Genomic DNA, 22,210 nt, shown 5'->3' with positions numbered 1-22,210 from the left:
AGTCTTTGTTCTTATATTACATTAAAATGTTTTAACGCATTTGTTATTCCATCATCATCTACGCTTGTTGTGATATAATCTGCAATCTCTTTAACATTCTCTCCAGCATTTCCCATCGCTACACCTATTCCAGCATGTTTAAGCATATCTATATCATTACCACCATCACCAAATGCCATAGTTTCCTCTAATTTAATACCAAAGTGCGCGATAACCGCATCAATTCCAGTATTTTTTCCACCATCTTTTGGAATGACATCAGTAAAATGAGTAGTCCATCTTGCTGCTTTTGAAGTAGGCATATATGCTAAAAAGCCCGCTTCTTCCTCTTCTGATACAAAGACATTAAGCTGATAGATTTTTTCACTAATTGCTTTATCATATGCTAACGGATCTTCTTTAAAACGCTCTGGATCTCCTAGCTCATCTTCTAACCATTTTACCCTTGAATTTTTCAAATTCATAAATGCACCATCTAGTAAAGCAAAGTCACACGCAATCTTATTTTCCTTAAAATAAGGAAGGACATTTTTTATATCTTCTTGAGATAATATCTTATCATTTAAAACTTCACCATTTTCTAAATAGCAATATTGACCATTTATCGTAATATAGCCATCAAATTTAAAATCTAATAAATCATTTAAAAATGTAGTATGAAATGGTGCTCTTCCTGTAGCTATGAAAATCTTTATCCCCTGTTCTTTTAATTTTTTTAAAGTATTTACTGTATTTTCTGGAATTGTTTTTGTTTTAAAACTTCTTATTGTACCATCAATATCAAAAAAAATTGCTTTTATTTTAGTCATTTTTATTCTCCATCTTATTTAAATCAACTACACTATCTCTCGTTTTTAATTCATAACCAATTAATAGTTTCATAGCTGTTTCTTCTTTTTTTATTACATTTAATAACATTTCTACCGTCTGCTTAGCCGCATCTTTTAAATCAAATTTTATCGTTGTTAACGGTGATTTTAATAATGCAGATGAAGTATAATCTCCAAATGCCGCTACAGAATAATCTTCACCTACATTTAAACCCTCTTCTTCAAGAGCCTTTATTGCTCCATAAGCCAAATTATCAGTTGCACAAATTAAACAACTATCTTCTTTTAACTTTTCAATATTCTCTTTTACTATTTCATAGCCTTCTTCCATTCCGAAATTAGTAATTAATATATTCTCTGGTTCTAGATTATACTTTTCTAATGCTCTTAGAACCCCTAATTTTCTATAGTATCCTACTGCAATATCGTCCTCACTGACACCTAAGTAAGCTACTTTTTTATGACCGCTTGATAATACATAATACGTTAAATCCCTAGCAGCATTGAAGTCATTGTACTCAACACTATATGTATACTCGCCTTCTTGTCCTAACATAACAACAGGAACATCTATAGATTTAATAGTACTTTCATAAGCTTTACTCATTGTAGTAGGTAATAAAACAATTCCATCTACATTCATTCGCGCTAATTTTTTTATATATTCCAATTGCTTATTCTCATCAAAATTGGTATTCATTATTAGTGTCTCATAATTATTTTCTTTTAATTCCTTATCAAGGTATTTTAAAGTATTTCCACTGATATAAGAGTGCAAACATGGAACAATCACTCCTATAATTTTACTATCAATACTTTTTAACGCTTTAGCAAAAGTGTTTGGCGTATAATTGTATTTATCTACTATTTCTTTAATTCTTTCTCTTGTTTCTTTTTTTAAATTTCCACCATTAAAATATCTAGAGACAGTAGTAGTACCTACTCCGGCCATTTTTGCTATATCTACTATTGTCAATTTTTTCATAGATTACCTCCTTAAATCATAACTATAATTATAAACGATTCAACTAAATAAATAAAGAATTATATAAGAACATTTTTAGAAAATATAAATACTAATTTTTTTTGTTAAATACTTTAATTTTTCATCATGAATACAAAAAAATAATCCACTTTTGATTTTTATTCTAATACAATTCATTTCATATCTTCTAATTAAGAATAATACAAATCGCTATAATAATAGTAATCTTTACTATTTTTGTTATATTTTTAAAACTATCTTCAATTTACATCGATAAACTGTATCAGTACAAATTAAAAAAAATCACACAACAGATGTCTAAACACTATCAAACATGCATAGAACAATATGAACAAATAATTTTAAAAAATTAAACAAAACTCTTGAAATCCTTTTCCGAAAGTGGTATAGTTTAGCTTGGAGGTATATTATGATAGTTCAATTAAAAAACGTATCAAAACAATATAAAGATGCTAACTTCAAATTAGAAAATATATCATTTGATATCAATAAGAAAGAAGTTATTGGAATTATCGGAAGAAATGGTACAGGTAAAAGTACTATTCTCAAGATGATCAACGGGATTGTTTCATATGATAGTGGAGATATACTTTATAAAAACTCTTCTATAAAATCTATGGATGCAAGCACCCTTAGAAATACTAGAAAAAATCTAGCATACATATTCCAACACTCTAATCTTATTGATAATAAAAGTGTATATTATCATTTAAGTTTAGTATACAAACTAAATAAGGTTTCTGTTGATAAAAAGAAAATAGATGATATTCTTGAATTCATGAATATTACAAGACTAAAAAATAGTCTTTGTGGTAGCTTAAGTGGTGGTGAACAACAAAAGGTCGCTATTGCTATGGCACTACTACAAGAACCTGAAGTTCTACTTTGTGATGAAATCAGTTCTGCTTTAGACACTAATAGTGAGAAAGAGATTTTCGCTCTTCTAAACAAACTACGAACTACAACTGATATTTCGATTGTTATGATTTCACACAGTCTTTCATTATTGAAGAACTTCTGTGACAGAGTAGTAGTTATCGATGATTCTACTATAAAAGATATTGTCGTACCTAACAAAAATGCAAAAGACGATTACGACAGTAATTACTATAACTACGTAAAGGAGTTTTTATTAAATGATTGATTTATTTAAAGCCAATTACGATGGTATTATGAAAGCATTTTGGGAAACAAACTATATGATGATTTACTCTATGTTAACAGTATTTTTCATTTCCCTGCCATTAGGTATTATGCTTTTTTCTTTCAGTCGTGATTATTTATTAAAAAATAGAGCAGTTTATGAAGGTCTTAGCATTGCACTTAATGCCCTACGTAGTGTTCCATTTTTAATTTTTGTATTCATACTAATTCCTGTAAATAGATTTCTATTTAAAACATCTTTTGGGAATATTGCAGCAATCTTGCCGCTTACTCTTGTTGGTGTAAGTATTTATGCACGTTTTGTTGAACAAGCCCTTATTAATGTTCCTAAAAAAATTGTAGATAGAGCTATAAGTATGGGAGCTACAAAAATTCAAATTATTAGATACTTCTTATTACCTGCTACAATGGATAACTTAATCTTATCATTCACCTATACTACTATTAGTTTACTAGCGTATACTACTGTAATGGGTGTAATCGGAGCAGGTGGACTTGGTGAATTTGCATTTAGATATGGATATCAAGAATACAATTATGATCTGATGTATTTAATAGTAATAATATTTATTGTATATGTATTTATTATTCAATCTATAGGTTATGGATTAGCTAAACGTTTTACAAATAAAAAGGAGAAATAAAACCAATGAAAAAACTATTATCATTTGTTGCTAGTCTTTTAGCTCTTGTACTTGTATTAACAGCATGTTCTAATCAAGCTAGCGATAAGAAAGAAGAAAAAAAAGAAAACAAAACTATTAAAGTTGCTGCACACGTTCCACCATTTACTGATATGTTAGAATTAGTTAAAGAAGATTTACAAAAAGAAGGATATACTCTTGAAATTGTAAAAGTATCTGATAACGTTCAAGCTAACGTTGCTTTAGCAAATAAAGAAATAGATGCTAACTTCTTCCAACATGAACCATTCATGAAACAATACAATGAAAAAAATAAAACTAACTTAGTAGCTGTGGCAAAAGTTTACAACTCAATTCCAGCATTCTACTCAAAAACTGTTAAAAATATTAAAGATCTTAAAGATGGTGCTGATGTAGCAATTCCATCTGATGCTTCAAATCTAGCTCGTGCATTAAGATTATTAGCTCACGGTGGATTAATTACATTAAACGATCCTAACAGTTACAATGTTACTGTAAAAGATATCAAAGATAATCCAAAACATCTTAAATTTACAGAAGTTAGTCTTTTAAACTTAAGTGATGCATATGCTGAAAAAGATTTAGTATTCAACTACCCAACTTACATTGCTAAATTAGGCCTTACACCAATGAAAGATGGACTTCTAATGGAAGATAAAGCTGACTTTACATACGCTGGTGTTCTTGCAGCTCGTGAAGATAACAAAGACGATGCAAAAATTCAAGCAGTGAAAAAAGCTTTAACTAGCCAAAAAGTTAAAGATTTCTTACAAAAGAATTTTGAAGGTAAAGCTACTGCAGCCTTCTAATAAATATATTATTATTAATCCAAAATCTATATTATACAATCAACAACCTTACCTCTAAATAAAAATATACTTAATAGGAGAATATATAATGAAAAAAATAATTTCATTTATAGCTAGCTTAGCTGCTTTATTATTAATTTTAACAGCATGTTCAAGCAAAACTGAAGCACCTAAAAAAGAAGAGAAGAAAGAACCAGTTACTGTAAAAGTAGCTTCTCACACTTCTCCAATGACAGACATGTTAGAAATGATCAAAGAAGATCTTAAAAAAGATGGTTACAACTTAGAAATCGTTAAAGTTTCTGATAACGTTCAAGCTAACGTTGCATTAAACAATAAAGAAGTTGATGCTAACTTCTTCCAACACAAACCATTCATGGAACAATTTAACCAAAAAAATAATGCTAAACTTGTAGCAGTTCAACCTATCTACAACGCGACTGTATCATTCTACTCAAAAACTCTTAAAGATATTAAAGATCTTAAAGATGGTGCTGATGTAGCTATCCCTTCAGATCCAACAAACTTAGCACGTGCTTTACGTTTATTAGATCACGCTAAAGTTATTACTCTTAAAGATCCAAATAGCTTTACAGTAACAGAAGCGGATATCAAAGACAATCCAAAACACCTTAAATTTACTAAAGTAAGCTTACTTAACCTAAACGAAGCTTATAACGAAAAAGATTTAGTATTTAACTACCCAACTTACATCTCTAAATTAGGATTAACTCCTGATAAAAACGGTCTAGCACTTGAAAAAGCAGATGACTTAACATTCGCTATCTCACTAGTAGCTCGCGAAGATAACAAAGATGATGCTAAAGTTCAAGCAGTTAAAAAAGCATTAGCTAGCGAAAAAGTTAAAGATTATATTAACAAAGAACTTAAACCAAAAGGACACGCTACTCCAGCGTTCTAATATAAATTAAAATACTTAGCAGACAATGTTTGCTAAGTATTTTTTTACCTTAATATACCTTTATAACTAGCCTTAATCACTCTGTTTAACAATGTTCCATTGATTATTAAAACATATATTATTATGTAGCTCTTCTGTTGAATGCGAGGAAAAACAGTATTTAATATAGTATATATATCCATTCATAACAAAAAAAGAAACTGACTTTTACGTCAATTTCTTTTTTTATACTCTTATTTGTGTAATTCTTTTTCGAAAGCTTCTCTAACTTGTCCTACTGAGAATCCGATGATTACTTGAATTGCTTTACCGTTACGAGCAACTCCTAGAGCTCCAGAACGTTTTAAGAACTCATCATCTTTAACTAAGCTTTCATCTTTAACGTTAACACGTAATCTTGTTACACAGTTAGTAACGTCTACGATATTATCTTTACCACCTAAACCTTCTAAAATGATAACTGCTTGATCATCATGAGTAGCTGCATCATCTCTAACTTCAGGTTTAGCTGCTTCTTTACCTTTTTCACGGTACTCTTGTTTAGAGTAAAGTTTTGTTTCAGCATCATCTGCTTCACGTCCAGGTGTGTTTAATTGGAATTTAAGAATCATAAATCTAAATACAAAGAAGTAGATTGCTGAGAATACTAATCCAATTGCGATTTGAACGAATACTTGAGATGAGTGGTTTTTGAACATTGGTAACCAGTTAAGAGCTAAGAAGTCGATTAATCCACTTCCGAAGTTACCTACAACTCCAAATTGATACATAGTTGCTGACATTAATGCACCTAATACTGCGTGAGTAGCGAATAACATTGGTGCTGCGAATAAGAATGTGAACTCGATTGGTTCAGTGATTCCTGTTAAGAAACCAGTAAGTGCTGCTGGGATTAATAACCCTGCTACAACTTTTTTCTTGCTGTCTTTAGCTGTTACATACATAGCTAAAGCTGCTGCTGGTAAACCAAATACTTTTGAGTTACCATGTAATGAGAATCCACCTTGTGGGAATAACTCTTTTAATGGAGTTGAGCTTTGAGAGAACTCTTGAATGTGTTGTACCCAGTAAGCTGTGATTCCATTTTCTACTACTGCTGGTCCAAACATGAATGGTCCATAGATAAAGTGGTGTAATCCTGTTGGGATTAAAATTCTTTCTAGGAATGTGTAAGTGAATACCCCTGCAACTCCAGATACTTTTAAGAATCCTTGTAATGCAGCGATTCCTAATTGAACTTTTGGCCATAATAGAGCTGTTAAGAATGCAGCTGGAATCATAATGATAAATCCTACTAAGATAACGAATGTTGATCCTTGGAAAATTCCTAGTAATTCAGGTAATTTTTTATCAAAGAATTTGTTGTGAATCCATACTGAGATAGATGCAATAACGATAGAACCGATGATTGAAGTATCTAATGTGATTGCTCCAGCGATTCTTGTAATACCTGTAGGTAATTTAAGAGCTGGTGTTACATCTACTCCAAAGAATTTGAATTGAGTTAAGAATCCGTTGATGAAGTAGTTGAAAACCATGTAGATTAAGAACGCTTCTAATGCAGCACGACCATTTGCTTTTTTAGCAAGACCGATTGGGATACCAAGTGCGAATACTACTGGCATTTGATTGAAGATTGTCCATCCTCCTTGTTCAACTACGAACCAGAAGTTATACCAAAGAGTACCCTCTGTCGCGATGCTCCCTACTAAGTTAGGGTTTTTGAAAATTGAAGTTAATCCTACTACTAATCCGAAGAATGCGAATATAATAGAAGGCATTAACATAGCGCCACCAAAACGCTGAATTTTTTGTAACATAACATTTTCCTCCTTTTTTTTATTTTTCTGCTAATGTTACTTCTAAGCCATTATGATCAGAAATTATTGGATAATTATCATCATTAAATATAACAAAACTTTCTTTTACATCCAATTTTCTATTAATAAAAACATAATCCAATTTTTTCTGACACATAGAATCTTCCCAACCACTTATATTTTTATATACGGTAACTCCCCCGTCTTTTTTCTCGGCTAATTCATATGTATCATATAATCCTTTATCAAGTATTCTTTTGTAATCATCTACTTGATGAAAATAATCCGTATTGAAATCCCCCATGAAAACTTTAAGATTTTTGTTATCTGTATAATTAATTAGGTTGCTAAGATTTTGATCTATGTCTTCCCCTTTACAAGTTGGCAAATTCATATGACAACTGTAAAATTCTACGATCTCATTATTTACTTTAAGATCTACTTTTAAAATTTTTCTTGATTCGATAGAAGTCACGGTTTGTTGTGCCGTACAGTAAAAGTCCTCTACGGCAACAACCTCACCTTTAGCTAATATCGCTAGTCCTTCTTCGAATTTATCAAATCCAATGTGAGAATATGTCCAGTAATAACTGTAACCTTCTTCTCCATATTCTCTAATCTTATCTAACAATAATTTCCCGAAGTTATCTGTTTTTATACCTTGTTGAACATCTTCACTATTAATCAATTGATTTACTTCTTGCATGGCAACCACGTCATAATTTTTTTCTACAATTACCTTCGCTAAAATATTTAATTTTTCTAGTTGATTTTCTTCTAACCAACTATGAACATTAATCGTTAATAGTTTCATCGTATGTTCCCCTTTATTTTTATTTATTCCAAATATCTTCATTATATTGAGCAATTGTACGGTCAGATGAGAAGAATCCTGCTTTCGCAATGTTCGCAATAACTTTCTTCATCCATAATTCACGGTTTTCGTAATCTGCTAACATTTCTTCTTTCTTAGCGTAATATTCCTCAAAGTCAATTAGTGTCATAAACCAATCTTTGTTAAGAAGTTCGTTGTATAATCTTTCTAGTCTTTCTTTGTTTCCAAGTTTAACTAAATCATCAGATACGATAAAGTCAACAACCTCTTTAACACCGTCTTTTTCATAGTATTCTTTAGATACATATCCAGCAGTTTCATAAAGTTTAATGATTTCATCACTTTCTTTACCGAAGATATAGATATTTTCACGACCAACTAGTTCGTCAATTTCCACGTTAGCTCCATCTAAAGTTCCTAGAGTTAAAGCTCCGTTTAACATGAATTTCATATTACCAGTTCCACTTGCCTCTTTAGATGCTAATGAAATTTGCTCTGAAATATCAGTTGCTGGTATTAATTTTTCAGCTACACTTACGTTATAGTTTTCAACTAAGTATACATTTAAGTATTTGTTTACTTCTGGATCATTGTTAATTAATTCTGATAGACATAGAATTAAGTGAATGATATCTTGAGCTATAATATAAGCCGGTGCTGCTTTACCACCGAAGAATACAGTGATTTTTCTTTCTGGTAATTTTCCATTTTTAATATCTAAGTATTTTTTGATTACATATAAAGCGTTCATTTGTTGACGTTTATATTCATGGAATCTCTTAATTTGCGTATCAATAATACTGTTTTCATCTAATTCAATACCTTGAGTTTCTTTTAAGTATTCTTTAAGAACTAGTTTATTCTCGTGTTTAATTTCTTCTAATTTAGCTGCTACTTCTTTACTATCTACAAACGCTAATAGTTTTTCTAATTTAGTTGCATCTGTTAGGTATTCATCACCTATTATATCTTTTAAGTATGCTGCTAATGGTCTGTTAGAGAACTCTAACCAACGTCTGAATGTAATACCGTTAGTTTTATTGTTGAATTTCTCTGGATATAATTCATAGAAGTGTTTTAATTCAGAGTTTTTAAGAATTTCAGTGTGTAGGTAAGCAACCCCGTTTACACTGTTAGAGAAGTGAATATCCATGTTTGCCATGTGTACTCTATCATCTTTATCAATGATTTGAATATCTTCACCTTCATATTTTTCTCTAATAACTGCATCTAATTGTTTGATGATTGTTACTAAGTGTGGCACCACTTCTTCTAAGTATTCTAATGGCCATTTTTCTAGAGCCTCAGCTAAGATAGTGTGGTTTGTGTAACCAGTCATTTTTTGAACGATTGTGTATGCTTCTTCAAATTCAATTCCGTGTTTTTCAGTTAGTAAACGAATTAATTCAGGAATTACCATACTTGGGTGAGTATCGTTAATTTGAACATATGCATATTCATATAGATCATGTACATTACTTCCCTTAGCAATAGCTTCATCTAAAATTAATTGAGCTGCATTTGATACCATGAAGTATTGTTGATAAATACGTAGTAATTCACCATTTTTATCACTATCATCTGGATATAAGAATAATGTTAAGTTTTTCTCAATTTCAGTTTTATCGAAACTAATACCATTTTCAATGATACTGCTATCTACTGATTCAATATCGAATAAGTTTAGGTAGTTTTTAGTATCTTTTTTGTATCCTAGTACATCAATTCTTTTTAGAGTTGAAGTTAGGTTGAAGTTTTTGAATGGTACTGTGTATTTAACATCAGTGTCTCTTAACCATGAAGAATCTTCAATCCAGAAGTTTGGTTCTGCGTGTTGTTCATTTTTAACAAATACTTGTCTGAATAATCCACAGTGGTAGTTTAATCCAACTCCATCACCATTGATTCCTAATGATGAGATAGAATCGATGAAGCAAGATGCTAAACGCCCAAGACCACCGTTACCTAGTGATGGTTCTAATTCTGCTTCTTCAACATCGCTAAGACGTTTGTTAGCCGCATTTAATTCTTTTTCAATTTCTTCATAAATCCCTAAGTTAATTAGGTTGTTTGATAAAAGTTTACCAATTAAAAATTCTGCTGAAATGTAGTAAACTTTCTTTTTATCTGAGTTTAAAGCTTTTTTATCAGCTTGTTCTTTTACATAATTTAATAGTTGTATATATATTTCTTTGTTCTCTAAAGTACTTAGTTCTTTATTTGTATTATCTAATACATATTTACTAAATGACATTTTATACCCTCTCTCTTGAATATCTTACTGTAATGTTTCTTAAAAATTCTTTTCTCTCTTCTGTTAGATCTTCTGCAAGCATTCTCCATTCCCAGTTTCCTCCAACTGTTGATGGAACGTTCATTCTGCTTGTTGCATCTTTGTCTAATAAATCTTGCATTGTTACGATTGCATAATCACTTACTGACGAGTAGATTCCTCTAATCATTGCTTCAGTGATTGTTTCATCATCACGACGGTTCAAGTATTCAGAAACTAGTTCTTTTTCTGATTCGCTTAGTTTTTCATACCATCCATTAACTACATCATTATCATGAGTTCCTGTGTAAGCAACACTGTTTTGTGTATAATGATGTGGGCGATCTAAGTTATCTTCTCCAGGGAAAGCAAATTGAAGAATTTTCATTCCTGGATATCCAGAATCATCTAATAATTTTTCTGCTTTAGCATCGATAAATCCTAGATTTTCTGCAACAATTGGTAAATCACCTAACTGTTCTTTTATTTTTTGGAATAATTCAATTCCTGGACCGGCTTCCCAAGTACCATTTACTGCATTTTCAGCATCTTTATCTATCTGCCAGAAATCAGAGAATCCTTTAAAGTGATCTATACGAAGTACATCGTAGATTTTGAAACTCTCTTGCACTCGATATATCCACCATGAAAATCCTTGTTCTTTGTGTTTTTCCCAATCATAGATTGGATTACCCCAAAGTTGACCAGTAGGACTGAAGTCATCTGCAGGACAACCAGCTACATAAAGGGGTTCATTGTTTGCATCAACTTTAAATAGTTCTGGCATAGTCCACATTTCAACACTATCAGCACTTACATAAATTGGCATGTCTCCAATAATTTTAATTCCTTTTTCATTAGCATATTCTTTTAACGCTAACCATTGTTTAAAGAAGAAATATTGTGTTACTGTATAGTATCTTATGCTATCTTGAAGTTCTGTACGATATTTTTCACATGCTGTCTCTTCACCTTTTTTAATATCTTCATCCCAGTGAATAAAGCTCTTATATCCAAAACTTTCTTTTATAGCCATATACTCAGCATAATCAGCTAACCAACTTGAATTCTCAGCTTCAAATTTTTCAATTTCTGCTAATACTTCACTATTTTTACTAGTGTTAGCGACTGCTTTTTCTAAAATTGGTCTTCTTGCTTCGAATAATAATGCATAATCAACTTTTTCAGGGTTTTCTCCAAAGTTAACATTCACATAATCACTTTCTTCAAGCAATCCATCTTCTTTTAATAATGAAAAATCAATTAGATTTAAGTTCCCTGCTACTGCCGAGAAACTTTGGTATGGTGAATCACCATAACTAGTAGTTGTAAGTGGTAAAATTTGCCAATATGTTTGTTTTGTTTCTTCTAAGAAGTCTACAAATTTATAAGCACTTTTACCAAATGTTCCTATTCCAAATTGACCTGGTAATGATGTAATATGCATTAAAACACCGCTTGAACGTTTTGACATTATTAGTTTCCTCCGTTAATTTTTAACTTGTATTTACAAAATAAGTTCTTATAACTTAACATTTATTATTATAATAAAACACTTTCATTTTGTCAACACATTTATGTAATTCTTTTTATTTTATTATATAACCTATACGTAAATGTTGAAAGCACTATGAAACTTTTACATATTTCTTGATTTTTTGCCTCAGTACATTTATAATAATATAGATAAACTTTGAGAGGTTAATAGTAAATGAGTAAATATAAACAAGTCTACAGAGATTTAAAAGAAAAAATAGACACTCGAGTATATAAACGTAATACTGAATTACCGAGTGAAAATGAGCTAGTCAAAGAATATGGCTATTCTAAAGATACAATCAGAAAAGCTCTATCTTTACTAGAAATTAATGGTTATATTCAAAAAATTAAAGGAAAAAACTCATTAATCCTAGGGCATGGTAGGATTAAAAATAACTATCTAGGAAATATTAAAACTTCTTCTGAATTAAATATTGATGGAAAATATGAAATCAAAACTTCTTTAGAATCCCTTTATATCATTCAAGGTGATAAAAAGATAATGGATATTTTCGGATCAAATGAAGACAATGATTTTTACAGAGTTAGTCGTAGTAGATTAATAAACGGTGAACGACTAGAATACGAGGTGTCTTATTTTGATCGTAAGCTTGTTCCATTTATTAATAAAGAAATAGCTGAATCTTCTATTTATAAATATTTAGAAAAGGAATTAGGATTAAATATCACACACTCGCGACGTGAAATTTCATTTAGATATGCTACTGAAGAAGAAAAACAACATATGGACTTGGGAGAATATAATATGGTCGCTGTTGTTGAAAGTATCACCTATTTATCAAATGGAAATATACTACAATACGGAATACTGACATATAGACCAGATAAGTTCACATTTGTAACTATGGCGAAAAGATAAAAACGACTCGTAAATTACGATTTTATTAGAATCGAATTTATAGAGTCGTTCTCTTTTTTGTTTTTAATTCTACTAATCAAATATTTTACGTATGGTGGCGGACGGTTCCATCTAACTATAATTGTCATTTAGACAATCAAAGTGGATATTCCACCTTGAAATTAAGCTTAAAATCTTAATTTCACCGATGGAACTTTTTCAAGTTCCATTATCACCATTACAAAATATTTGAATATAATTAATAATACTATTTAAAAATTAATCAATTTATTTATTAATCAAGTTTATATTTTTCTTACTGTTTTTTAGTAGCTGTAGTGAAACACAAAAGTGTTTCACTGCGAGAAAATAAGACTACAGGCTTATTTTCTAACCGGAATATCCTTTTGAGATAACAAAAGATATGGAGGTGTCGCAAGCTACAACTAAAACAGGAAAAAGAAAAATATAAGAATTCACGAAATATAGTATCTAATCACATATAAAAAAACTGATAAAGGAACATTATTCCTCTATCAGTTTTTATTTTATTCTAGATTATTTTAATCTTTCTTCTAATTCTGCTTTTAAATCTTCAAATCCTGGTTTTCCAAGAAGAGCAAACATATTTTTCTTATATGCTTCTACTCCTGGTTGGTCAAATGGATTTAGACCTTGCATGTATCCAGAAATACCTACAGCTTTTTCGAAGAAGTATACTAAGTATCCGAATGTAAATTCACTCATATCTGGAAGTTCTACTACGAAGTTAGGTACCCCTCCATCAGTATGAGCAAGAAGAGTTCCTTCAAATGCTTTAGTATTTACAAAGTCCATAGTTTTTCCAGCTAGATAGTTAAGTCCATCTAAGTTATTTTCAGCTTCTTTAAGTTCAATATCTTTATTTGGAGATTTAACTTTTAAGATAGTTTCAATTAGAATACGACGTCCTTCTTGAACATATTGTCCCATAGAGTGAAGATCAGTTGAGAAGCAAACACTTGATGGATATAATGCTTTTCCATCTTTACCTTCAGACTCACCATAAAGTTGTTTCCACCATTCATTGAAGTAAACCATTGATGGTTCATAAGAAACAAGAATTTCGATTAATTTACCTTTTTGTTGAAGTACGTTACGCATTACAGCATATTGGTAAGCAATGTTAGTACTTAAATCTGGTGAAGAAAGTTCATCTTGAGCTAATTTAGCTCCAGCCATCATTTTATCAATATCAATTCCACTTACAGCAATTGGAAGTAATCCTACTGCAGTAAGAACTGTGAAACGTCCACCGATATCATCAGGTACTACAAATGTTTCATATCCTTCATCATCAGCCAATGATTTTAATGCTCCACGAGCTTTATCAGTAGTAGCAAAAATTCTTTCTTTTGCTCCTTCTTTTCCATATTTTTCTTCAAGTAATTCTTTGAAGATACGGAATGCAATCGCAGGCTCAGTAGTTGTACCAGATTTAGAAATTACATTTACAGAGAAATCTTTTCCTGTAGTTTTTAAGTAATTTACTAATTCTTGAGTGTAACTTGAAGAAATAGTGTGACCTACGAAGAAGATTTGAGGAGTTTTTCTATCCTTTTCATAGAAGTTATAGAAACTATCGTTAAGCATTTCAATTGCAGCACGAGCTCCTAAATAAGATCCACCAATTCCGATAACAACAAGTACTTCAGAATTACCTTGAATTTTTTTACTAGCTTCTTTAATTCTAGCAAATTCTTCTTTATCGTAGTTAGTTGGTAAATCAACCCATCCTAAGAAGTCACTACCAATTCCAGTTTTATTGTGTAATTGATCGTGAGCAACTTTCACATAACCTTCCATATTTTTCACTTCTTGTTCGTTAAAGAAGTTTAGTGCTTTCGAATAATCAAATTTTAAGTGCATTTTTGTTCTCCTTATTTGTTTTCTCACCTTTTATTATAAATCATTGTTGGCTTATCGTCTATAATATAATCGTAAATTAATTCAGAAACTTTATCCGCATTGTGCCTAATCGTATTATTATCAACGATTCCAACGTCATTATTTTTTATTAATTTTATCCCCAATGCTTCAATTTTTTCATGATCGATTTTGACCGGTTCTTGTTTTTCTTTGTGATATTTCGATAAAATACTATCATCAAATTCACGTGAATTAGCAATTACTAAGTCAAAGATGTTCTCTTCAACATGTTTATTAATCGCAACGATATGATCGCAAACCGAATAATTATCTGTTTCACCATGTTGAGTCATGACATTACAAACATATATCTTCTTAGCATTACTTTCTCTAATCTTTTCCGACACATTAGAGATTACTAAATTGGGAATTATAGAAGTATATAGACTTCCAGGTCCCATAATAATATAATCTGCCTCTTCTATTGCTTTAAGTACATCTTCATTAGGTTTAACTCTCGAAGGAGTAATATAAACATGATCTATTACTCCACCTGCTTTTGTAATTGAAGATTCTCCACGAATAATCTCTCCATCTGATAATACTGCATTTAATGTCGCTATATCATTAGTAGTCGGCAATACAGTTCCACGTACATTTAAAATTCTACTCATAACTTTTACCGCTGTAGAAAAATCTCCATGAATATCCGTCATAGCAGCGATCATTAAATTACCAACTGGATGCCCCTTTACTTCACCGCTATCAAATCGATATTGGAACATTTTTTCTAAATATGGTTCAACATCTGATAATGCTGCGATAACATTTCTTATATCACCTGGAGAAGGAATATTCATATCACTTCTTATTTTTCCAGAACTTCCTCCATCATCTGCTACCGTTACTACAGCAGTTATCTCAAGAGGGTACTTTTTTAACCCCCTCAAAAGAACTGATAATCCAGTTCCTCCACCAATAGTAACTACTTTTATTTTAGTGCTCATTTTTCTACCTACCCTTATTAATATCGCGATGTTCTAAATACACTCTATATCCCAATTTTGAAATATCTTCATGTAATTTTCTTGCCACACTGACAGAACGGTGTTTACCACCTGTACATCCAACTGCTATAGCAACCTTATCACGACCTTCATATTGATACTTATCTACCATAAACGTTATAAGTTCTAAATACTTATCATAAAATTCTCGAGTAACTTCATCCTCAAAAACATAATCATATACTTCACTATCTTGACCAGTTTTTTCGCGTAATTCATTTATATAAAACGGATTTCTCAAGAAACGAACATCGACAATATTATCTGCGTCAATAGGAACCCCATATTTGTAACCAAAACTTGAGATTGTAATATGATAACTATCTTTTTTCTCAATTCCGAAGTCTTCCAATATTTTTTTCTTCAAATCTTTTACAGAAGTATTTGTAGTATCATAAATAAAATTTGCAATCCCTTTGATGTCATTCATATCTTTTCTCTCTTGAGCAATACCCTCAAGTAAACTAAACTCAGTTGATAAAGGATGATTTTTTCTGGTTTCTTTATATCTATTAACCAATACTTGATCATCACTATCTAAGAATAAGATTTTCACATCAAAGTACTCACTTTGTTGTATTTTTTTTAATAATTCCTTTAAATCAACAAAAATGTGTTTACTTCTTATATCAATACTTATCGCTGTTTTATCAATATCTTTTTCTTCTATTATTCTCAAGAAATCTTCTACAACTAATCCAGGTAAATTATCTGTACAAAAATACCCTTGGTTTTCAAAGACTTGTAATGCTGTATTTTTCCCTGCTCCACTTATTCCTGTAATTATAACTAATTTTTTCTTCATAGCTTCACATCCATCTTTATAATAATATAAGTTTTATGGAATAATATATTCAGTTTAACAAAGAATAAATAAACTGCTCCATTCCTATATTGTACACTATTTCTAAATTTTTGTGTAGTATTTTAAAACTACAATAAAAAGAAAACTACTGTAAGAAACTTGTCTTACAGTAGTTTAAATACTAATTATCTCGTATTTCTATTTGTATTGTTATCAACACCATTATTTACTCCACTATTGTTTCTTACACCTGGAGTTGTAGCGGTAGTGTTATTATTGTTTCCTCTTGATGATTGATTATTGTTATTTGACGTATCATTTTGATTATTATTTGAATTGTTATCATCAGAGTTATTATTTCGACTATTGTTGTTATTGTTATTATTGTTATTATTGTCGTTATTATTCTCACGATTTCTTTCTTCTTGTTCACGTCTATTTTGTTCTTCTATTTGACGACGTTCACTATCAGAAATAACTTTAACCCCTCCATTTATAGATCCAACGTTCCCAGGAACAGAGAATCCTTTTGGTGGATGTATTCTAACAATATTCTGCATATTTATTCGATACAATGCTTGTGTCTTTTGAGTATCATCTTGGGTCATATACTTCGTAGGACCATCTATTGCATCAAATCCTTGCCACACAGCCATTGTATAGTTACTTGTGTAACCTATCGTCCATGAATCTTTCGAATAGTTATTTATATCGAAACCGAATTTCTGAGCTTCACCTTCACCAAAAGTAGTAGTACCAGTTTTAACTGCCATATCCGCTCCACTAATTCGTGCATTTGCAGCAGTTCCATTAACTACATTTCTTAACATAGAAGTCATAATATATGCTGTAGAATCTTTAATAACTCGTTTTCTATCATCTGTACTGAAACTTTTCACTTCAGTTCCTTCACTATCATATACTTTCTTAATAGCTTTAGGTGTTGCATAATATCCACCGTTACTAAATGGAACATATGCCCCTGCCATTTGTAATGGTGAGAATCCGTCACTACTTCCTCCTATTGGAGTTGTAATTGAATCATCTGTAATATTCATTCCAACATTAGATGCGTATTGTTTTACTCTATTAAATCCTACTTCTTGATAAGTCTTAATAGCAGGTATATTATACGACCATACCAATGCATTATTAATAGTTATATTACCATGGAATTGTCTATCCCAGTTCTGAATTTCTGAACCTTGGATTTTATTATCATTAACAATATGATCAGATCCCCAGTTTAAATACTCAATTGCCGGTCCATATGCAAGTACTGGTTTAATTGATGAACCAGGTTGCAATTTAGCTTGAGTAGCAATATTGAATCCATGGAATGTTTGTTTTTTTCCACCATACAATGCTGAAATACCACTATTTTCATTATTTAATACAACCATCGCTACATTACTTGCTTGTTTTATTCCAGCATAGTTTGCATTAACACTTTCTGTTAATGTATCTTGAATTTTAGAATCAAAGTTCGTATAAATTTTCAGTCCTAAGTTTAAGACATCACCTTCATAGTCCTTGTATTCTTTACTATTTTTCAATTCATTAACAATTTGGTTCATGTAAGAAGTATATTTTGAATCAAACTCACTTGATAATAATACACGTTCACTTTCATCACGCTGTATAATTCCTGATAAAACATCAGTTTTTTGTGCAGCTTGTGAATCTGCTTCTGATATTTTACCATGATATTGCATTAAGTAAAGTACCGTATCACGACGCGCTTTAGCCGCTTCTGGATTATCATAAGGATTATATGTATTAGGGTGCTGTGGCATTCCTGCTAAAAGAGCCATTTGTGGAAGAGTAAGTTGATTTAATTCTTTTCCATAATAATATTTAGCTGCTGTTTTTAGACCATACACACCATCAGAATAATATATTCTATTTACATACATTGTAAATATTGATTCTTTGTCATAGTTTTGTTCAAGTTTATAAGCAAGATATGCTTCTTGAACTTTACGTTTTACACTCTTATTATCATCAAGGAATGTTCTCTTAATTAACTGTTGAGAAATAGTTGATGCCCCTTGTGATCCAAAACCACTAGTTAAGTTTGACACAACAGCTCCTACTAAACGTCTAAAGTCTACTGCACCATGTTCAAAGAATCTATTGTCCTCTGTTGCCAAAATAGCATCTTGCATTTTTTGTGGTATATCCGCAGTTTCTAAGTTCTCACCAATTTGGTTACCTAATTTTGCCACCTCATTGTTATTTATATCATAAACAATTGTTCTCGAATTGTTATCTAATATCTTAGAATCAAATGCCGGTGCTTGGTATATCCAGAACACACACAATAAGAAAATTGATATAATAGCAACACTCGCTACATATAAACCATATCTAATAATCTTCATCCATAATGCTTTATTATTCTTTTTAGAATTTGGATTACTTATTCTATTTGGACCTATCGGTCTTCTCGGCCCCCCTGGACCTCCTGTTCTATTACCTCTAGCTGATTGCTGAGGATTTCTTGGTTGCACTGGTGGTACACCTTGTCTTTGATTTGTACCTTGAGGCCTTTGTGGTTGAATAGGACGACTTTGCCCTTGTCCACCACTTCTCATTATTTCTTCATTTGTTAACGGTCTTCTTTGTTGACCATTATTCGTTGGATTAGTATTTCCTCTAGATATATATCCACCTGGCATAACACTCTTTCTTTCTTGAGAGTGTCTATCTCTTCTCGATAACCGATTGTTATTATTTTCTGCCATAGTATATCCTCTCTTTATATATATTTAAACTTTCACTTTATTCATATTAATTTCTCATAATAAAATGTCATAATATACTACATTAATTTTAATGTATATTGAAAAAAAAATCAATTTACTTTGCATATATTAACTATTATTTAACAATATTGTAACATAAGCCAAGCTCTTTCAATTATAAGCTTATTAATTAATATCAAATTTAAATAATTTACTACTATACTCTAAGCTATCTTTTTATTACATAAAAAAAGAAGCTATCTTATTTTGATAACTTCTTTTTTTTGTATTATTTATTTACTGCTGCTTCAACATTTTTTATAGCTGCTTTAGCTGCCGCAATCCTGGCAATAATTACCCTATATGGTGAGCACGATACATATCCTAAGCCTATTTTAGAGCATAGTAATATTGATCTTTCATCTCCACCATGTTCTCCACAAATTCCAAGCTTAATACCTGACTTGGTAGTTTTGGCTTTTTCAACTGCAAGTTTCATAAGTTCTAGTACTCCACTATCATCAAGATGAACAAATGGATCTGACTCTAGGATATTTTTTTTCTTATAAATATCAATGAATTTTTCAGCGTCATCTCTAGAGTAACCAAATGTTAATTGAGTTAAGTCATTAGTACCGAAACTGAAGAAATCTGCATGTTCTGCAATCTTATCAGCAATTAGACAAGCTCGAGGAATTTCAATCATCGTTCCTACTTTGTATTTGAAGTCTGCATTGTACAATTGAATTTCTTTTTCCACAAGTTCAACGATTTGTTCACGTAACACTGCTAGCTCTTTTTCTAATCCTACTAAAGGAATCATAATTTCAACATTTACTTCAATACCTTCTTTACGAGCTCTAATCGCTGCTGAACTAATAGCCTTCGCCTGCATTAAGTAAATTTCTGGATATGTAATACCTAGTCGACAACCACGATGTCCCATCATAGGATTGAATTCTGCAATGCTAGCTATTTTCGCTTCTAATTGATTAACACTTATACCTATTTCCTCGGCAATAAGCTTAACAGTATTTTTATCTTTTGGTAAGAACTCATGAAGCGGTGGATCTAATAATCTTATATTAACAGATTTACCTTGAGCTTCTTTAAAAATCTTGTAGAAATCTTCACTTTGAATTGGTTGTAATCTATCTAAGAATCTAAGTCTCTCATTAGTATCACTTGCTAAAATCATTTTTCTAACTAGACTAATTCTATCTTCTTCAAAGAACATATGCTCTGTTCTACATAATCCTATTCCTTCTGCTCCAAACTCAAAAGCAACTTTAGCGTCAGTTTCATTATCTGCATTTGCTAGTACTTTAAGTTCTCTAATTCCATCAGCCCATCCTAAAAGTTTATTGAATCTATTGCTAAATTTGGCATCAACTTTATCTACTTCACCTAGATACACTTTTCCACTGCTTCCATCGACTGAGATTATATCACCTTCATGTAATGTTACTCCAGCAATTTTTAACGTTTTTTCAGCATAATTTATAATCATGTTTTGGCAGCCACAGACACAACATTTCCCCATTCCTCTTGCTACTACAGCTGCATGTGATGTCATACCTCCACGTAAAGTTACAATAGCCTCTGAGCTAATCATACCTTCAATATCTTCTGGAGAAGTTTCTTCTCTTACTAAAATAACAGGTTTTGTTTTCGCCGCTTCTACTGCTTCTTGCGCTGTGAAATAAATACCACCGACTGCTGCACCAGGTGATGCCGCTAACCCTTGAGTTAATTGTTTAGCTTCTTTTAATGATTTTTCCTCAAATGTAGCATGAAGAAGTTTATTAATCTCCTCTGTTCCCACTCTTAGAATCACTTCTTCTTTAGAAATTACACCTTCTTCTGCTAGTGATACCGCTACTTCAACTACTGCATTTGGTGTTCTTTTTGCGTTTCTTGTTTGAAGAATATACAACCTTCCATCTTCTATAGTAAACTCGATATCTTGCATGTCTTTATAGTGTTGTTCTAATTTTTTAGAAATTTCAACAAATTCTTTATATAAATGTGGCATGTCATCTTTTAAGACACTAATATTTTTAGGAGTTCTTATACCTGCTACAACATCTTCCCCTTGCGCATTAATTAGATATTCACCAAAAAGTTCATCCTCTCCAGTTACAGGGTTTCTACTAAATGAAACTCCAGTACCACAATTATCTCCCATATTACCAAACACCATAGCTTGAATATTTACAGCTGTACCAAGTTTATCACTAATATTGTGTAGTCTTCTATATACTTTAGCACGATTATTATTCCATGATCTAAAAACAGCTTCAATAGCTAGCATAAGCTGCTCTTTTACACTCATAGGAAATTCTCGACCTACTTCTTTTTTATAAATTGCCTTAAACTCTTCAACAATATTAAACAAATCTTTCTCATTTAATTCACTATCTTGCTCGTAGCCATTAGCATTTTTAACTCTAGTTAAAACTTCCTCAAACTTATATTTTTCTACATCCATAACGACATCTGAGAACATTTGGATAAATCTTCTATAACTATCATAAGCAAAACGATAGTTATTATTCTTCTTAGCCAATGCTATAGTAGTTTCATCATTTAATCCCAGATTTAAAATAGTATCCATCATTCCTGGCATAGAAAATACTGCACCACTTCGAACAGACACCAATAAAGGATTATCAATACTTCCTAATTTTTTCCCAATATTTTCTTCTAAAATTTGAAGTTGTTCGTTAATCTGTTTTAAAATCTCAGGTTTAATTCTTTCCCCATTTTCATAATAACTATTACAACTTTCTGTAGTAATAGTAAAACCAGGAGGAACACTAATCCCTAAACCTTTCATCTCTCCAAGGTTTGCTCCTTTTCCCCCTAATAAAGATTTCATATCTTTATTTCCTTCACTGAAATTATAAACATATTTTTTTGACATTGTAAAATCCCCCCATAAAAAAATTATTATTTTATA

16 protein-coding genes are annotated in these 22,210 nt (G+C 31.1%); 5 read left to right on the top strand and 11 right to left on the bottom strand.

The genetic code is table 11. The features are described from left to right. Nucleotides 1-11 precede the first annotated feature (11 nt). Nucleotides 12-809: a Cof-type HAD-IIB family hydrolase gene (locus GEMHA0001_RS05895; RefSeq protein ID WP_003144997.1), complete on the bottom strand. Its 798-nt coding sequence runs from the start codon at nucleotides 807-809 to the stop codon at nucleotides 12-14. After that, nucleotides 802-1,815: a LacI family DNA-binding transcriptional regulator gene (locus tag GEMHA0001_RS05890; RefSeq protein WP_003145149.1), complete on the bottom strand. Its 1,014-nt coding sequence runs from the start codon at nucleotides 1,813-1,815 to the stop codon at nucleotides 802-804. Before GEMHA0001_RS05890 ends, GEMHA0001_RS05895 begins: the two co-directional genes overlap by 8 nt. A 430-nt stretch (nucleotides 1,816-2,245) precedes the next feature. Between GEMHA0001_RS05890 and GEMHA0001_RS05885 the strand changes: the two genes are divergently transcribed. The 4 genes from GEMHA0001_RS05885 (at nucleotide 2,246) to GEMHA0001_RS05870 (ending at nucleotide 5,396) form a co-directional block, all read left to right on the top strand. Then, nucleotides 2,246-2,980, top strand: coding sequence for an ATP-binding cassette domain-containing protein (locus GEMHA0001_RS05885; protein WP_003145135.1), 735 nt, complete (start codon nucleotides 2,246-2,248; stop codon nucleotides 2,978-2,980). After that, entirely contained in the window at nucleotides 2,973-3,644 is a 672-nt protein-coding gene (locus GEMHA0001_RS05880) for a methionine ABC transporter permease (RefSeq protein ID WP_003145521.1), read from the top strand. Before GEMHA0001_RS05885 ends, GEMHA0001_RS05880 begins: the two co-directional genes overlap by 8 nt. Nucleotides 3,645-3,649: 5 nt before the next feature. Continuing rightward, on the top strand, nucleotides 3,650-4,474 hold the full coding sequence (locus GEMHA0001_RS05875) for a MetQ/NlpA family ABC transporter substrate-binding protein (protein ID WP_003145260.1): 825 nt from the start codon (nucleotides 3,650-3,652) through the stop codon (nucleotides 4,472-4,474). An 88-nt stretch (nucleotides 4,475-4,562) separates the two neighbouring features. Continuing rightward, on the top strand, nucleotides 4,563-5,396 hold the full coding sequence (locus tag GEMHA0001_RS05870) for a MetQ/NlpA family ABC transporter substrate-binding protein (protein WP_003144895.1): 834 nt from the start codon (nucleotides 4,563-4,565) through the stop codon (nucleotides 5,394-5,396). Nucleotides 5,397-5,629: 233 nt separating this feature from the next. Here GEMHA0001_RS05870 and GEMHA0001_RS05865 read toward each other — a convergent pair whose 3' ends face one another. From GEMHA0001_RS05865 to malQ, 4 genes are read right to left on the bottom strand one after another with little or no spacing between them, the layout of a single operon-like run. Beyond that, a complete protein-coding gene (locus tag GEMHA0001_RS05865) occupies nucleotides 5,630-7,216 on the bottom strand; it encodes an alpha-glucoside-specific PTS transporter subunit IIBC (protein ID WP_003145666.1) in 1,587 nt (528 codons plus the stop codon). 19 nt (nucleotides 7,217-7,235) lie between these two features. Continuing rightward, entirely contained in the window at nucleotides 7,236-8,030 is a 795-nt protein-coding gene (locus tag GEMHA0001_RS05860; protein WP_003145173.1) for an endonuclease/exonuclease/phosphatase family protein, read from the bottom strand. A 19-nt stretch (nucleotides 8,031-8,049) separates the two neighbouring features. Further along, a complete protein-coding gene (glgP, locus tag GEMHA0001_RS05855) occupies nucleotides 8,050-10,305 on the bottom strand; it encodes a glycogen/starch/alpha-glucan family phosphorylase (RefSeq protein WP_003145702.1) in 2,256 nt (751 codons plus the stop codon). Nucleotide 10,306: 1 nt separating this feature from the next. After that, the gene (malQ, locus tag GEMHA0001_RS05850; RefSeq protein ID WP_003145386.1) at nucleotides 10,307-11,797 is read right to left on the bottom strand and encodes a 4-alpha-glucanotransferase; all 1,491 of its coding nucleotides are present in this window, start codon (nucleotides 11,795-11,797) and stop codon (nucleotides 10,307-10,309) included. 237 nt (nucleotides 11,798-12,034) lie between these two features. Here malQ and GEMHA0001_RS05845 point away from each other — a divergent pair, with 237 nt between their 5' ends. Next, on the top strand, nucleotides 12,035-12,742 hold the full coding sequence (locus tag GEMHA0001_RS05845; RefSeq protein ID WP_003145472.1) for a UTRA domain-containing protein: 708 nt from the start codon (nucleotides 12,035-12,037) through the stop codon (nucleotides 12,740-12,742). 537 nt (nucleotides 12,743-13,279) lie between these two features. On the opposite strand, the gene GEMHA0001_RS05840 is transcribed toward GEMHA0001_RS05845, so the two are convergent. The 5 genes from GEMHA0001_RS05840 to ppdK all read right to left on the bottom strand — a co-directional run bounded on the left by GEMHA0001_RS05840 (nucleotide 13,280) and on the right by ppdK (nucleotide 22,174). Next, entirely contained in the window at nucleotides 13,280-14,629 is a 1,350-nt protein-coding gene (locus tag GEMHA0001_RS05840; protein ID WP_003145120.1) for a glucose-6-phosphate isomerase, read from the bottom strand. 23 nt (nucleotides 14,630-14,652) lie between these two features. Next, nucleotides 14,653-15,636: a gluconeogenesis factor YvcK family protein gene (locus GEMHA0001_RS05835; protein ID WP_003145177.1), complete on the bottom strand. Its 984-nt coding sequence runs from the start codon at nucleotides 15,634-15,636 to the stop codon at nucleotides 14,653-14,655. A gap of 4 nt (nucleotides 15,637-15,640) precedes the next feature. Then, nucleotides 15,641-16,501, bottom strand: a complete 861-nt coding sequence (gene rapZ, locus GEMHA0001_RS05830) for an RNase adapter RapZ (RefSeq protein ID WP_003144922.1) — start codon at nucleotides 16,499-16,501, stop codon at nucleotides 15,641-15,643. A gap of 185 nt (nucleotides 16,502-16,686) precedes the next feature. After that, a complete protein-coding gene (locus GEMHA0001_RS05825) occupies nucleotides 16,687-19,248 on the bottom strand; it encodes a transglycosylase domain-containing protein (RefSeq protein ID WP_003145069.1) in 2,562 nt (853 codons plus the stop codon). 289 nt (nucleotides 19,249-19,537) lie between these two features. Beyond that, complete coding sequence (ppdK, locus tag GEMHA0001_RS05820; RefSeq protein ID WP_003145431.1) at nucleotides 19,538-22,174, bottom strand: pyruvate, phosphate dikinase; 2,637 nt, start codon at nucleotides 22,172-22,174, stop codon at nucleotides 19,538-19,540. Between the last annotated feature and the right edge of the window lie 36 nt (nucleotides 22,175-22,210).

This window comes from Gemella haemolysans ATCC 10379 (genome assembly GCF_000173915.1).
In the GTDB taxonomy this organism is placed as follows: Bacteria; Bacillota; Bacilli; order Staphylococcales; family Gemellaceae; genus Gemella; species Gemella haemolysans.
The sequence above is the reverse complement of the archived record's forward strand: the minus strand, read 5'-3'. Positions and strand labels throughout refer to the sequence as shown.

Bases quoted from the DNA above. Each gene is read 5' to 3' on its own strand.
- GEMHA0001_RS05895 (WP_003144997.1), bottom strand. From the start codon at position 809: ATGACTAAAATAAAAGCAATTTTTTTTGATATTGATGGTACAATAAGA.
- GEMHA0001_RS05880 (WP_003145521.1), top strand. From the start codon at position 2,973: ATGATTGATTTATTTAAAGCCAATTACGATGGTATTATGAAAGCATTT.
- GEMHA0001_RS05860 (WP_003145173.1), bottom strand. From the start codon at position 8,030: ATGAAACTATTAACGATTAATGTTCATAGTTGGTTAGAAGAAAATCAA.
- GEMHA0001_RS05865 (WP_003145666.1), bottom strand. From the start codon at position 7,216: ATGTTACAAAAAATTCAGCGTTTTGGTGGCGCTATGTTAATGCCTTCT.
- GEMHA0001_RS05840 (WP_003145120.1), bottom strand. From the start codon at position 14,629: ATGCACTTAAAATTTGATTATTCGAAAGCACTAAACTTCTTTAACGAA.
- GEMHA0001_RS05845 (WP_003145472.1), top strand. From the start codon at position 12,035: ATGAGTAAATATAAACAAGTCTACAGAGATTTAAAAGAAAAAATAGAC.
- GEMHA0001_RS05870 (WP_003144895.1), top strand. From the start codon at position 4,563: ATGAAAAAAATAATTTCATTTATAGCTAGCTTAGCTGCTTTATTATTA.
- rapZ (WP_003144922.1), bottom strand. From the start codon at position 16,501: ATGAAGAAAAAATTAGTTATAATTACAGGAATAAGTGGAGCAGGGAAA.
- GEMHA0001_RS05835 (WP_003145177.1), bottom strand. From the start codon at position 15,636: ATGAGCACTAAAATAAAAGTAGTTACTATTGGTGGAGGAACTGGATTA.
- malQ (WP_003145386.1), bottom strand. From the start codon at position 11,797: ATGTCAAAACGTTCAAGCGGTGTTTTAATGCATATTACATCATTACCA.
- GEMHA0001_RS05825 (WP_003145069.1), bottom strand. From the start codon at position 19,248: ATGGCAGAAAATAATAACAATCGGTTATCGAGAAGAGATAGACACTCT.
- glgP (WP_003145702.1), bottom strand. From the start codon at position 10,305: ATGTCATTTAGTAAATATGTATTAGATAATACAAATAAAGAACTAAGT.
- GEMHA0001_RS05875 (WP_003145260.1), top strand. From the start codon at position 3,650: ATGAAAAAACTATTATCATTTGTTGCTAGTCTTTTAGCTCTTGTACTT.
- GEMHA0001_RS05885 (WP_003145135.1), top strand. From the start codon at position 2,246: ATGATAGTTCAATTAAAAAACGTATCAAAACAATATAAAGATGCTAAC.
- GEMHA0001_RS05890 (WP_003145149.1), bottom strand. From the start codon at position 1,815: ATGAAAAAATTGACAATAGTAGATATAGCAAAAATGGCCGGAGTAGGT.
- ppdK (WP_003145431.1), bottom strand. From the start codon at position 22,174: ATGTCAAAAAAATATGTTTATAATTTCAGTGAAGGAAATAAAGATATG.